The organism is Micromonospora sp. NPDC005172, from assembly GCF_040608555.1.
GTDB lineage: Bacteria > Actinomycetota > Actinomycetes > Mycobacteriales > Micromonosporaceae > Micromonospora.
In genome coordinates, this window is record NZ_JBEXIL010000003.1 from 100,394 (window position 1) to 114,495 (window position 14,102).

Below are 14,102 nucleotides of genomic sequence, written 5' to 3' on the forward strand. Positions count from 1 at the left end.
CTAGCTGGTTCCTTCGAATTGCCAGGAGTCTCAGAATTCGAAGGAACATTGGGGTGTAGTTCAAGTCGATCTAGTGGCGTTAGGCATTGGTGATGGTAGACATAAATTTGGTTATTGTAAATACGCGAGTCGATTTTCCAAGAGATCTGGCCCTTGGTGTCGCCTTTCCCAATGCTAAGGCAATGGCTCGAGCGCTGTGGAATCTAACGGAGAACTGCATCATTGTTCTCCCCTTTCGGGTCGGGAGCGAATACGTTGACCATGTAACTAGTACGCTGAAAATAGACCCAGAATTGGTCAAGATCGTGGTTGCCGACTCTCTCCTTTGGGATGAGGTTCTCACAAGCGGGGCCATGTGGGAATCCATCGAATCGGCGCGGAGGGAGTTGGGTGGCGAGATAGTGAACGTTGAGCCCTGCTTCCACACGGCTGGGGTGGTTCAACTTAGGACAAAAATCCTCGGCGGCATGCCAGGCAGCTCTGATGCCTTTCTCGCTGAGGGCGGAGCCGACTTTTTCAATCGAAAGGTCCTATTTAGAAAGCTCGCGGCTAGCCAAGGAATCCCCCTTCCCGAAGGTAAAATCGTACCGGACGCAGATGCGCTCTACGGCGCCGTGCACGGGCTGCTGCCAATAACTGGGACTGTGATAATCAAGCGGGACAACGCGGGCGGCGGTCTAGGAAACTTCGCAATTACGAGCGATTTTGAGCGCCCAATTCAGGGTGTCTCGAGAGGCTACCTTGACAAGAATCCAAGCAGAGAGTTCTTGGATTCGCTGCATGCTGAAATGTGCTCGCTGGGCTCCAGTGAATTGATAGTAGAGGCTTACCACGCGTCAAGCAGCGCGTTCTTTTTTGAATACTTCATTGACTCAACTGGGGCGGTCCTATTCGTTCAGTCATATGAGATGAAGCATCGCGCCCCGGCAGGCTCAGCCGACTGGTGGCGAACCGATTGGATCGGGCTCGAGATGCCTGCCGATTTGCCGCCTGAAAAATACGCGGAGGCCCGAAGGTATTCGGAGAGACTGTTCAAGCTCGCAGCCGACCTCGGCTACCGTGGGTATTTGCATCTTGACGGCATATATCTTAGCGATGGGCGACTTATGTTCAATGAGACGAACGCGCGCTGGAGCGGAGGAACTGTGTTACACAAGATTGGCGCTCGAGTCCTCGGACCGGAATACAGGAAAAGCTTCCTTTCCTCCTACAGGCTCTTGCCGGCAGTGCCGGGCTCTACGCTTTACCCCCGCATCAAAGATGGCCCTCTCGCGTTCTCGAGGACTTCGGCGGACGGGAACATTGCCGTCGTGTGTGATCCAGAGGGCGTGAGTGAGACGGAGATTCTTGTAGTGGGCCAGACGCGCACTTCGGTTGTAGAAGGTGAGGCGTCGCTCATTAGATACTTTTCAAACTTCGGCGGAGGGCCGTCAGGCGAGAAGAGCTCAGTGGACTTCTGACGGCATGGCCGGGGGGGGGGGGGGGTGGGCAGCCTTTCTTAACGTTCGGCAGCAGGGCAGTCTGCGAACTAGTGCCTTGGCCACGAACGTTCGCGGTGTTGGGGTCAGGCTGCTCGGGTGGCGGCTTGGCCCCAGCGTCGTTGTCGATCGCTGCGGATGCGGGCGCGTTCTCGGCGTTGGGCGGCCAGGACGTCGGGGTGGCGGGCGTTGGCGTTGCGCCAGCGCAGGTAGGCCTGCAGTTTCCGGGTCAGCGTCGGGTGGTTCGGGTGGTTCGAGCCGGCGATGACGAAGGTGCGTAGTGGCCCGAATTGGGCCTCGATCGGGTTGGCCCAGGAGGCGTAGGTCGGGGTGAAGCACAGCTCGACCTTGTTGCGGGCCGCCCACCTGCGGATCTTCGAGCCCTTGTGGGCCGACAGGTTGTCCAGGATCACGTAGATCGGCGCCCCGTCCGGACGGGCGGCACGGATCGACGTGAGTGCGGCGAGGGTGTTCGCGGCGCTCTTGCGGCGTCGGACGACGCCCCAGAGCTGGTCGTCGCCGACGGAGTAACAGCCGTGGAACTGCCGGACGCCGTGCAGCTTGTGATAGTTCGCGGGCAGCCGGTGGGGGTGCCCTGCCGGCGCCCAGCCGGCACCGGTCTGCGGCCGGATCACCAGGGGCCCGAACTCGTCGAACGCGAACACTCGCTGCGGGAAGTGGCTGCTCACGTACTCAATCCGGGCGAGCTTGGCGTCCCGGTCAGGGTCGGTGGACTCCTTCCACGTCTTCGTCCGCTGGAAGGTGATCTTGTGCTGGTGCAGGATCTGCCGCAGCCGCTCTCGACCGATACGGATCCGGCGGGTGGCATCCGAGCTCAGGTGCTCGGCGAGCTTGCGTACGCTCCAGCGGGTGAACGGTCGCCCCAGCTTCTCGGGGCGGGTGTTGGCCGTCTCGACGATGAACTGTTCCTCGTCAGGACTGATCTGGCGGGGACGGCCACCCGCCCACTGAGGGTCCAAGCAGGCCATCCCCATCTCGTTGAACCGGTGGATGACCTGCCGAATCGTGTCCTCATCGGCCTGGACCAGGCGGGCGATCGCCGGCACTGTGTTCCCACCGGCCGAGGCGAGCACGACCATCGCCCGCCGTAGTCGGATCGGGGAACCGGTTCCCCGGCGGGTGATTCTGAGCAGCTGCTGACCTTCCTGATCACTCAGCCGCCGAACGCGTACAGGTTCTGCCACCGCCACAGCCTGACCGCCGCGACGCCGCCCGGCCGACAGGCCGGACGGCGTGTCATCCAACACCGTGAACGTTCGTGGTCACGGCACTAGCTGTCATCTTCGCAAGAGCGACGAGGGCGTGAAATTCACGCCGTCGGCCTCGGCTCAGACGACGTTGACGGGGCCGAGGATCATCTTTAGATCGGCGCGTAGCCCGGTGGTCGGCGCAACCCGCACCGCGTTGAGCCGCAGCTTCGTGGTGCGGCTGCCGTTGAGCAGGTTCACGTGCACCTCCGCGTCGCCAGGATGGCTGGCGAAGGCTTCCTTTAGCTGTTCGATCAGCGGTGGAGTGCAGCGGTGTACCGGGATAGTGAGGGTGACCGGCTTGCTGCCGTCTTTGTGGGTGATGTCGGGCATGGACATGTCCATGGCCATGATGCGTGGGGTGTCGTCGCGGCGGTCCACCCGGCCCTTGACCACGACGATGGCGTCCTCGGCGATGTACTGGCCGATCACCTCGTAGGTGTTCGGGAAGAAGAGGGTCTCCACGCCACCGGCCAGGTCCTCCAGGGTGGCCGAGGCCCAGGCCCGGCCCTGCTTGGTGACCCGGCGTTGCACCCCGGAGAGGATGCCGGCCAGCGTAACGATCTGCCCATCGGGGATGGCGCGGTCCTCGTTTAGGGCGGCGATGGTGGTGTCGGCGGCGGAGTAGAGCAGTTGCTCCAGGCCGAACAGCGGGTGGTCGGAGACGTACAGGCCGAGCATCTCCCGCTCGAAGGCCAGCTTGTCGCGCTTGTCCCACTCGCTGTCGCCGATCGTGGGCATCACCGTGGTGCTGCCGGTGTCGGCGTCGCCGAAGCCGGCGCCGAACAGGTCGTACTGGCCGACGGCCTCCTTGCGCTTGACGTCGGCGTACGCGTCGATCGCGTCGGCGTGCACCGCGAGCAGGCCCTTGCGGGGGTGTTCGAGGGAGTCGAACGCGCCCGCCTTGATCAGCGATTCGATTGTCTTCTTGTTGCAGACCACCGCGTCCACCTTGGACAGGAAGTCGTAGAAGTCGGCGTAGTCGCCCTTCTCCTCGCGGCACCGCATGATCGAGGCGACCACGTTCGCGCCGACGTTGCGCACCGCCGCCAGACCGAAGCGGATGTCCTTGCCGACCGGCGTGAACGGCCCGGCCGAGGTGTTCACGTCCGGCGGCAGCACCTGGATGCGCATCCGGCGACACTCGGACAGGTAGAGCGCCATCTTGTCCTTGTCGTCGCCGACGCTGGTCAGCAGCCCGGCCATGTACTCGGCCGGGTAGTGCGCCTTGAGGTACGCCGTCCAGTAGGAGACCAGCCCGTACGCGGCGGAGTGCGCCTTGTTGAAGGCGTACCCGGCGAACGGCACCAGGACGTCCCACACCGCCTGGATCGCCTCGTCGGAGTAGCCGCGCTCGCGGCAGCCGTCCCGGAAGGGGATGAACTCCTTGTCGAGGATCTCCTTCTTCTTCTTACCCATGGCCCGGCGCAGCAGGTCGGCCTGACCGAGGGTGTAGCCGGCGAGGATCTGCGCGGCGCGCTGCACCTGCTCCTGGTAGACGATCAGGCCGTGGGTGGGCGCGAGGATCTCCCGCAGCGGTTCCTCCAGCTCCGGGTGGATCGGCGTGATCTCCTGGAGGCCGTTCTTGCGCAGCGCGTAGTTGGTGTGCGAGTCGACGCCCATCGGGCCGGGCCGGTAGAGGGCCAGGACGGCGGAGATGTCCTCGAAGTTGTCCGGCTTCATCAACCGCAACAGTGACCGCATCGGTCCACCGTCGAGCTGGAACACGCCCAGGGTGTCACCGCGGGCCAGCAGCTCGTACGCGGCCTTGTCGTCGAGCGGCAGGCCCAGCAGGTCGAGCTTCCGGCCGTGGTTGAGCTCGATGTTCTTGACCGCGTCGTCGATGATCGTCAGGTTGCGCAGGCCGAGGAAGTCCATCTTCAGCAGCCCGAGCGACTCGCACGTCGGATAGTCGAACTGCGTGATGATCGCCCCGTCGGCGTCGCGGCGCATCAACGGGATGTGCTCGATGATCGGCTCGGCGGACATGATGACGCCGGCGGCGTGCACACCGGTCTGCCGGATCAGCCCCTCGATGCCCTTGGCGGTGTCGATCACCTTGCGGACGTCCGGGTCGGAGTCGTACAGGCCGCGGATCTCGCCCGCCTCGGCGTAACGCGGGTGCTTGTTGTCGAAGATGCCGGTGAGCGGGATGTCCTTGCCCATCACCGCCGGTGGCATCGCCTTGGTGATCCGGTCGCCGACCGCGTACGGGAAGCCGAGGACCCGGGCCGAGTCCTTGATCGCGGCCTTCGCCTTGATCGTGCCGAAGGTGGCGATCTGGGCGACCTTGTCGTCACCCCACTTGTCGGTGACGTACTTGATCACCTCGCCGCGCCGACGCTCGTCGAAGTCGATGTCGACATCCGGCATCGAGACCCGCTCGGGGTTGAGGAACCGCTCGAAGATCAGCCCGTGCTGGATCGGGTCCAGGTCGGTGATGCCCAGCGCGTACGCGACGAGCGAGCCGGCGGCCGAACCACGGCCCGGACCCACCGCGATGCCCTGGTTCTTCGCCCACTGGATGAAGTCGGCGACCACCAGGAAGTAGGACGGGAAGCCCATCTGGTTGATGACGCCCAGCTCGTACTCCGCCTGGACGACGTGCCCCTCCGGGATGCCGTTCGGGTAGCGGCGGGCCAGGCCGGCGAAGGTCTCCTTGCGGAACCAGGACTCCTCGGTCTCCCCCTCGGGGACCGGGAAGCGGGGCATCAGGTTGTGGAACTCGAACATGCCCTTCGGGTCGACCTTCTCGGCCACCAGCAGGGTGTTGCGGCAACCCTGCTGCCACAGCTCCGAGGAGTCGACCGCGCGCATCTGGTCGGCGCTCTTGACGAAGTAGCCACCGCCCTCCAACCGGAACCGGTTCGGGTCGTCGATGTTGCTGCCGGTCTGCACACACAGCAGCACGTCGTGCGCGGTGGCCTGCGCCTCGTGCGTGTAGTGCGAGTCGTTCGTGACCACCGGCGGGATGCCGAGTCTGCGACCGATCTCGGTGAGCCCCTCGCGGACCCGGCTCTCGATCGAGAGGCCGTGATCCATGATCTCCAGGAAGTAGTTGTCCTTACCGAATATCTCCTGATACTCCGCAGCGTTCTTGTACGCTTCGTCGAATTGCCCCAAGCGTAACCGGGTCTGCACTACGCCTGAGGGGCAGCCCGTCGTCGCCATCAATCCTTCGGCGTGTTCCGCGATGATGTCCATGTCCATACGCGGCTTCACGAAAAAGCCGTCCAAGTAGGACGTAGATGTGAGCTTGAATAAGTTCGACAAGCCGGTCTTGTCTTTCGCCCAAATCGTCTTGTGCGTGTATCCGCCGCTACCCGAGACGTCGTCTCTCTTTTGCTCCGGCCGGCCCCACCTGACTCGGGCCTTGTGCAGCCGAGACTCGGGCGCCACGTATGCCTCGATTCCGATCACCGGTGCGACGCCGGCCGCAATGGCTTGATTGTAGAAGTCGTAAGCCCCGTGCATGTTGCCGTGGTCGGTCATTGCCACGGCAGGCATACCCAGTTGGGTGACCTCAGAAAAAAGCTCCTTTAGGCGCGCGGCGCCGTCGAGCATCGAATACTCGGTGTGCACATGCAAGTGGACGAAGGAATCACCCATGCGGAGCGCCTTTCCCCTAAGCCGGCCGACAGACTCGAAGTCCTGGGCCACACTACCGGTTCCGGCGCGCGAAGCCGATCCGTTCCTAGCGTGGCGGCAGCGTCGCGTTAAGTGATGCGGGACCGACCTCAGGCGATGATTGCCGCCGCACGCGTCACTGCAAGCGCGGCAGCGACAGGGGCAGGGCCGCCAGCGCATGTGGCGCTGCGCGCACTAGTCATGCCTCCGGAGTCCTTGGGTTATGCGTCCGTCGTTCCAGCAATGATGGTCGGGCGGATGGTGCCTCCGAAGACTCCAAAGTGGCGCTCGTAGCCGCGAGCCAGGCGTCGGCAGGGGGAATCAGGTCAGAGTCCACTCGACCGCTCAGCGCCGGGGATAACGCGATACGCTGGTGAATGGTGTGCTCCGGCGACACGCGGTCCCCTCCTTCAGGAGTGGTAGCGCGCACATTAATTATTGAGAACTAACTTGATCTTTAGCCTGTGGCGGCTGGTCATTGCCCCCGGCTGATCATGGTGACAGCCCTTGGTCGATCATTGTTTTGTCGAGGGAAGATGATCTATGGCCCAGGGCTGTCTCGTGATCAGTGTGCATGATCCTCATCCGGCTGGTGTGGTCGGGGAGTTGGCGAGGTTTCGGCGGGAGTTCTACGCCTGTTTGACCTCGCGGGCGGATGCGTTGTTGTGCGCCGATGGGCCGGTGCGGTCGTTGGTGGAGTTGTCGCTGGTGGGTGAGCATCGTCGTCGTCACGGGGCGTTGGCATGCGGACGGTTGAACGTCGACCGGCTGCGCACCGTCCTCGCGGCGGTGCCGCTGCCGCGGGCTGCAGACAGGCGTCTGGTCCTGGCGGCGGACATCACCTGCTGGTTGCGGCCGGACGCGCATACCTCGCCGCAGCGGATCCTGTGTCACACCTACGGTCGCGGCAAAGACCAGACCATCATGGTTCCCGGCTGGCCGTATTCGATGGTCGTGGCCCTGGAATCGGGCGCAGTTCGTGGATCGCGCCCCTGGACGCGGTCCGGCTGGCGCCCGGCGATGCCGCGGCGGCAGTCACCGCCGGGCAGCTACGAAACATCGTCGGGCGACTGATCGCGGCCGGCCAGTGGCGTGTCGGTGACTTGGAGATTTTGGTCGTGGCTGACGCCGGCTACGACGCGCCCCGGCTGGCGTTCCTCCTGCGTGATCTGCCCGTGCAGGTCCTCGCGCGGATGCGCTCGGACCGGGTCCTGCCAGTCATCGAGGGAACCGTCATCCGGCTGGAGGTCGAGCACCTGCCCAGCGGTGCGACCCCAAAGCCGGTGTGGCTGTGGTGGTCCGGCGTCGACGCCACCAGCGAAGACGTCGATCGGCTCTGGCAGACGTTCCTGCGCCGCTTCGACATCGAGCACACGTTCCGCCTGTTCAAGCAGACCCTCGGCTGGACCTGCCCGAAGATCCGGACTCCGCAGGCCGCCGACCGATGGACCTGGCTGATCCTGGCCGCCTACACCCAGCTGCGTCTGTCCCGCGGCCTCGCCGCCGACCTTTCGCCGTCCCTGGGAGAAACCCGCGCCACCGCAGCGTCTGTCACCCGCCCGCGTCCGCCGAGGATTTCGGCACCTCCGCGCCGAGACGACCTTCCCGGCCAGCGCACCGAAACCCGCCCGGCCAGGACCGAGACGCCCGTCCGGCCGCCGCAACAGCCACCCCACCCACGCCACGACGTCCACACCGCTTCCGGCGCGACCAGCACCTCATCCGGCACGCCGAAAACGAAAACGAAGCCTACCCGCACACCCCGCCCACGCCGAACAGGTTAAAAACCAAGCTAGCGAGCGTTTAGCGGCGAAGGAGCGCGCCCTATTAGAGCCCGAGGTTTACTAACTCGTTTAGTAACAGTCGGCCAAAGGCCAAGTTTCCGTGGCACTGGTTCCCGGGGTCGCAGAACTCGGCTCGCTGGAGGCCGGTAGCATCTGTCGTGCGTGCGCGGATGTCGACGATCTCTGCGCCGAGTCTCTGTACCGCCAGGCGAATGACGTCTTGCGCCGCCATGAACACAGCCGGATCGGAACCTGCCGGCACTCGCTGCGGTGCCAGAAGTGCTAACACGCGCAGGTCGTGGTCACTCGCGAAGCGGTAAAAATCCAGTGCCCCACGCGTCATCGCCAAAATAATCTCTTCGAAGAGGGAACTCGTGAGGAATCCAGGTGGAAAGTCGCCGCTGCGATTACGGTAAATATGCCAGTTCTCGTTGTGGGCGGGTAGGTGGGCACTGAAGCCAAACGTCGAGACCAGCGGGACCGCGAGTTGACTGAGTGACGTAAGCCCTAGATCGGCCAGGAAGCCTCGGTAGTATGCCTCGGTGTCAGACCCTCGGAAGATGACGTCGTCATCGTAAGAATCGAAAAAGACACCGTGCAGCTCGAGCGCAGCCGCGACCGGTCCACCGCAGAAGGGAAAATTGACAGCCTTGGCGGCTCTACCGAGAGCGCCGGCGTGACAATCGCCTAGGAGAAGAAATCTAGCGTGATCGGTAGTAGTCAAGTATTTCGTCGTCACAGACGGCGTCCTCCTCGTTCCGGGTAGCGGCGCCAATAGCCGGCCCGGCGGGGATTCCGCTGAAGCCATCGACAAATTGACGCATGACGAAGGCGACGCCCTCCGGAGTCACCGTGCGTAAATTCGGCGCAAAGAATCTGCCACGAAAGGGTGAACCGGTCACGAGCTCGTATGACGGGAAGTAGTCAACGTTTGTACGTTCCATCGCGAGTTGACCCGCTACGGCACGTAGGACCGATTTTGAATACGTGCTGGCCACGAGGGCATGCTGCCCGGTCGCGGTCGCGGTGAGCGGGACCGGCGAGACCGTGAGCACGACACGTAAATTAGTGTTGACGGCGTTGAGGCAGTCGATGGTATCGGTTAAATCGCTATGAATCTCAGCAAAAGAATAGTTGTGGAACACGTGCCGGCCAGGCTCGAAGGTGCCGTGCAACGTGCCGGGACACATCGGATAGACCGTGTCGTCAATGGCATCCAACCAGCCTTCGGTGAGCCCGAGGGTGAAGATTAAGCACTGCGCGTCGCCCAGTGCACGACGCATGCGCGTGATGGTCGCCTGGCGGGCGGCCAGCATGTCGGCTAACGACGGATAGCCATCCGGCTCGATTGATGGCCGGTAGGGATCAAAATGTCGCTGGCCTTTCAGCCACGACTGCTCTGGGACGGAATTTTCGCCCAGTGCCCAGGCCACCCATTGCCGCAGGGAGGCAGCCGTGTAAATGTTGCCGGTACGAAATGAGAACAGCCCGTATTGGCGGGCAGATCGTTCTGACGCAGACAAACCGGGCGGCGGCGGTTCGGTATCGAGCCAGTTCATGCCACGGTTCAGCAAGGACTGGCCGAGGTGTGCGGCGAAGCACGAGCCGGCAGTCACTATTGGGTCATCTTGGCCGACAATAAACTTCGGCTGCCACAGGTCCTTAATTTCCAGTGGATCTGGCTCCGCTACAGCAGAGCGCCAAAAGGAACGGGGCGGCAGCGTTTGATATGGGTTCATAGCGCTCGAGCTCCCATGCTCTTTGGCGGCTTCCTCGCCAGTACGGACTGGTGCTGGCTGGTATACCGGTTGGCCGTCGGTCTGCCCCTGCAGATCGCTGCCCCGGTATGGTTGTGCCGGAGCGCCGCGGAACGCTAGGTTAGGCTATCACATGAGACTAGACGGGGCTCACTGGCGAATGGTCACCCTTGTGGAGGCCGTGCTCCACAAGCGACGAAGGTTGCATAGGAGTGTGTCGGGTTAGAGCCTCCCTTGCCAACCGTCTGAAGGAGATGGCTAGGTTGTCTGCCCCTACTGGCGAGTGGTTCGACGAACTGATCACCCGCTGGAACTCTGATCGGAAGCGGCAGGGAGATCTCGCAGCCTCGGAATACCGACCGCTTGCCTTTCCGGAACAGGTAATGGTTGTCCTGGCTGAAAACCAGCCGATCGACGCGGCGGCCGTGTTGCCGCATCGACTCCATATTGGGCAAGAGCTCAGAGGTATGACAGTCCCTTTCGGCATCGTGCATGACTGGCAGGCCGCAACCGTTATCCCGCTCATACGCGAGGCCATCGAGCGGTGCGGCGGCGAGGGCACGGCTCAGGGCGCACTTCTAGGGCTGCACCGTCGCGCCGCCGAGGGTGATTTGGTCGTCGAATCCAAGTGGTCGCAAGCGCTCAGGCTGGCGCTATACGAGCTCTACTGGCACGCGTACCCACACAAGGCGGTGTACGGGGAAACCTACGCACGGAACCACAGACTGCAGCGTGACAGGGGGGCGGACGAGGCGACGGCGGTTGAGGTGGCGCAGGCGGTAGCGGATCTAAAGAGAACTACCCATGCGCGGGCGTTCGCCGAGGCCAACGCGGCAGCGAACGCTCGGGCTCTCGCTGCCGCCTACGCACGTACTGATCCGGTCGCCTTCGCCAAGGCGCTGCCTTTCGCCCAGATGCACGCCTGTGCCCGTGTATGGGCGGCAGGGTCGGGGCCCGGGCAGGAAGCAGTTGCCCGCGCCGAGTGCTACCGCCGGTTGGCAGATGGGCTTTCCGCGGCTCTTCTGCGGGAATTCGATGGTAGCTAGGCTAAGAGCGACAAACGGAAGCTGCGACGAGTGCTTTCACAGACCGAACGACATCGCCGAACTTCGCCGTTCGGCCATTTTCCTTGCTTCGACAGGGCGGGTGCCTGCCGATTCGGAACGAGCTTTGAAGGCTCGTGGTGTCCGGGGCATGCACCTAGCCGCGAATTCATCAAGTATAACGTTTGGAACGTGGCGGGATGGCGGGAATCCGCCCATGCTGCTACAGTGATACGCATCGACGGGCGGCGTTCACCATTTGCCGCATTGGAGCAGTTAATCGGAACTCATGGCCGGCCGTTTTGCTAGCGATCTTGTTAGGCGAGGCGAAGCAAGGCAAGAAGGATAAATAGCGAGGGAGGTTTGCCTTGACGATTCCAGCACCGATGGTCAATTGGGGAACTAGTGAGATCGCTAAGGAACTCACCACCGAGTCGCTGACTCGGCTAGCTGACCGTAAGCTCGCAGCGATTCATGTCAGCGGATACTATCCCGCGGATGTTGCCGCCGAGGTGGCGCAAGAGGCTATCCGGCATCCCGAGCTAGAGAATTACAAGACACAACGTGCCGGGGGTGTGGGCCGTGTTCACCTTCCGCATTTCGACGTCCGGTGGAATGAAGGGCTTAGCCGGCGCTACCACGACGGCGCGATTGAATCGGTGCGGGATGTGCGCGCGATGTTCCACCCCTACCTGGCGCCTGTGGACCAGCTCCGGCTGGATCTCGAGGAACTCTGGCCGGCCGGCGCGAACTTAATGCGACTTCACGGAAGGCCATGTTTCGTAGGGGCCTTCCGGGTATTCAACCCCGACACGTCGGAATTTGCTCCGCATAACGACGCGATCGATCAAGAAACCGATGCCCCAGAAATTGAAGGTATCGTTAATCAGTTGGTTGCCAATATCTACCTTCAGGTGCCAAAGCGAGGCGGGACGCTCCAGTTATGGACGCGTGAGCCGACAGCTGTCGAGGTGGAGATTCTGCGCGAGTCGGCTGGGCTGAACAGGGATTTGGTGGGTCCTCCGGACGTTGAGATTAGCCCCGCATCCGGAGATATGGTTCTTTTCAGCTCTCGAATGTTGCATGCCGTCACAGTGGCTGAAGGTGATCACCGCGTCGGTGCCGCCGCATTCATTGCCAGTAAAGGCCTCAATCACCCACTGACTTACTGGAGTTAGCAGGCAGCGTTCGTCAGCCATTTGGTCTTCAGTGTGAGTAATGTTTTGGTCTCATGCGGCACTTTGGATGGTACTTGCGGATGAACTAATGACTCAATCTCTTATTCTCCCTGTTGACCCGCGCCCAGCCACCAACTCGACGCCTCGTGTCGGTATCGGAGGGCGTCAGCGCCGGTGAGCAGGGCATGCAGGGTGCACAGTGGGCCTCGGTGGAGAGACAATTTGGCCTACCATCGATTTGACGATTCTGACCGCAGCCGACCTGTCACCCGGGCGGCCGTGACAGTTGACCAGGTTGGGTGTTGATATTGTTTCAGGGGTTCAAAAGGCCGTTACTGGTCGTTGTCTACGACCTCGGAGCTGCGGATCCTGTGAAGATCCACTTTTCGGCGAGGTTAATGTGCGACCTCCTTTTCCTCTGCGATCGAAGCAGGCCGCATGTCGCCAAAGTAATCGACGCAATCAAAGAATTCGCGCACGTGCTCGACATCACTGGGATGTCCGCAGCAAAAATCTGCGAAGTTGTCGCCAGCCGCATGCCTGCCGGCGTATTGACGTTCAGCGAGCATCAGATCGATCTGACCGCGGCGATTGCCGAACGTTGCGGTCTGCCATTCCATGACCGACAAACCAGTGAAAGGCTCACCGACAAGCTAAGCCAACGACGGTCAATGGCAGCAGCTGGCGTTGAGACGACACGCTGCGTGGCGGTGAGGACACCGGCCGACGCCGTGGGTGCGGCGCGTGAGGTAGGACTGCCCGCTGTAGTGAAACCTCGGGGCGGCGCCGGCAGCGTCGCCACATGCCGGGTAGACACGGTCGAACAGTGCGTCCAGGTGGTGACGGAGTTCCTTGCTGACTCCGCTAGGCGGGGCGGCAGCGAGTTTGTGGTCGAGGAGCTGTTGGTAGGAGATCCATCCGCTGCTGGTAGCGGCTGGGGCGACTACGTGTCGGTGGAGTCGGTCACTCACAATGGATCGACCCAGCCTGTCTGTGTAACTGGCAGACTGCCGCTGGTCGAGCCGTTCCGCGAAGGCGGCTTCGTGCTGCCCGCTACGATTTCCAGCACTCTCGCGCGGGCGGTGATCGAGACGGAGCAAGCTGCCCTGCGCGCACTCGGTGTCCAACACGGTGTAACGCACACCGAGATCAAGCTGACTCGGGCAGGACCCCGCGTGATCGAAGTGAATGGACGTCTCGGTGGGTACGTTGGCGACTTGCTCCAGCGTTCCGCCGGCTATGACTTGGTGCGTGCCGCGATCACGCTTGCCTTAGGCAGGCAAGTACGTGTGCCGCCGATCCGCTTCCGCCAGGTCGCCTACAGCTACTTTGTTGCGCCGCCCGTAGGGGCGCGCCGGCTTCTGTCAATCGAAGGGTTGGAGCAGACGACCGCGGTGCCCGGCGTGAGCTACGTAGATGTGGTGGCCGAGCCAGGGCAGCGAGTTGACTGGCGCGACGGAACCTTGGCTTATGTCGGCGTGGTTTCCGGGGGAGCACCAACACACGAGGATGTTCTCGCCGGCATCAACGAGGTCGCCGAGCGGCTCCAGGTCAGTTATGCACAGGAGTGAACCTCTCCTACAGGAGCACAGTGGATCGAGCCTAGAGGCACGCGCCCCGCCGTGCTAGCCTAGGCCGCGCACTGATGTCGATGGGCAGTGCGGCCGTTCATTGCACTATCGATGCCATGACGGATGGCTCCGTAGGCTGAGATCGTTCACGGGGGTGGACAAAGTGGGTATCTTCGCGCGGTTACTCAATGGCAGCCCGAGCGGTAGTGGCTCCGCTCGCCGCTGCAGGTCCTGTGGGTATTCCGGATCGGTGTCGGCTATCCCGGGCAATTGAGTGGCGCTGCCGTCGTCTCTGTAATCCGGCTATCTGACGCGTCGCGAGTCCGCGATGTGCGGCTACGATCGTGTCCGAAATCCACTGAAGGAGCGTTGTGGCACATCCAGTCGAATCTATGG

At 62.7% G+C, this 14,102-nt stretch carries 8 protein-coding genes and 1 pseudogene; 5 read left to right on the plus strand and 4 right to left on the minus strand.

Features of this window, described 5'->3' with window-relative positions; translation table 11 throughout:
* Positions 1-182: 182 nt before the first annotated feature.
* Positions 183-1,460 (plus strand): hypothetical protein, encoded by a 1,278-nt coding sequence (locus ABZV06_RS03185; RefSeq protein WP_355618170.1) that lies wholly within the window; start codon positions 183-185, stop codon positions 1,458-1,460.
* Positions 1,461-1,564: 104 nt separating this feature from the next.
* On the opposite strand, the gene ABZV06_RS03190 is transcribed toward ABZV06_RS03185, so the two are convergent.
* Both ABZV06_RS03190 and dnaE read right to left on the minus strand, forming a co-directional pair.
* On the minus strand, positions 1,565-2,683 hold the full coding sequence (locus ABZV06_RS03190; RefSeq protein WP_355618173.1) for an IS630 family transposase: 1,119 nt from the start codon (positions 2,681-2,683) through the stop codon (positions 1,565-1,567).
* A 144-nt stretch (positions 2,684-2,827) separates the two neighbouring features.
* Positions 2,828-6,355, minus strand: a complete 3,528-nt coding sequence (dnaE, locus tag ABZV06_RS03195) for a DNA polymerase III subunit alpha (protein WP_355618176.1) — start codon at positions 6,353-6,355, stop codon at positions 2,828-2,830.
* Between the two features lie 579 nt (positions 6,356-6,934).
* Here dnaE and ABZV06_RS03200 point away from each other — a divergent pair.
* Positions 6,935-8,157 (plus strand): annotated as a pseudogene (locus tag ABZV06_RS03200) (transposase).
* A gap of 43 nt (positions 8,158-8,200) precedes the next feature.
* On the opposite strand, the gene ABZV06_RS03205 reads toward ABZV06_RS03200, so the two are convergent.
* Positions 8,201-8,896 carry a hypothetical protein gene (locus ABZV06_RS03205; protein ID WP_355618178.1) on the minus strand — a complete coding sequence of 232 codons (696 nt, stop codon included), beginning with the start codon at positions 8,894-8,896 and terminating at the stop codon, positions 8,201-8,203.
* Positions 8,859-9,773: a GSCFA domain-containing protein gene (locus ABZV06_RS03210; protein ID WP_355618181.1), complete on the minus strand. Its 915-nt coding sequence runs from the start codon at positions 9,771-9,773 to the stop codon at positions 8,859-8,861. The genes ABZV06_RS03205 and ABZV06_RS03210 overlap by 38 nt, the downstream gene beginning before the upstream one ends.
* Before the next feature lie 404 nt (positions 9,774-10,177).
* Between ABZV06_RS03210 and ABZV06_RS03215 the strand changes: the two genes are divergently transcribed.
* The 3 genes from ABZV06_RS03215 to ABZV06_RS03225 all read left to right on the plus strand — a co-directional run bounded on the left by ABZV06_RS03215 (position 10,178) and on the right by ABZV06_RS03225 (position 13,706).
* Positions 10,178-10,960: a hypothetical protein gene (locus tag ABZV06_RS03215; protein ID WP_355618184.1), complete on the plus strand. Its 783-nt coding sequence runs from the start codon at positions 10,178-10,180 to the stop codon at positions 10,958-10,960.
* Between the two features lie 365 nt (positions 10,961-11,325).
* A complete protein-coding gene (locus tag ABZV06_RS03220) occupies positions 11,326-12,135 on the plus strand; it encodes a 2OG-Fe(II) oxygenase (RefSeq protein WP_355618187.1) in 810 nt (269 codons plus the stop codon).
* 299 nt (positions 12,136-12,434) lie between these two features.
* Positions 12,435-13,706 carry an ATP-grasp domain-containing protein gene (locus tag ABZV06_RS03225; protein WP_355618190.1) on the plus strand — a complete coding sequence of 424 codons (1,272 nt, stop codon included), beginning with the start codon at positions 12,435-12,437 and terminating at the stop codon, positions 13,704-13,706.
* Positions 13,707-14,102: the final 396 nt, after the last annotated feature.

Bases quoted from the DNA above. Each gene is read 5' to 3' on its own strand.
- ABZV06_RS03185 (WP_355618170.1), top strand. From the start codon at position 183: ATGGCTCGAGCGCTGTGGAATCTAACGGAGAACTGCATCATTGTTCTC.
- dnaE (WP_355618176.1), bottom strand. From the start codon at position 6,355: ATGGGTGATTCCTTCGTCCACTTGCATGTGCACACCGAGTATTCGATG.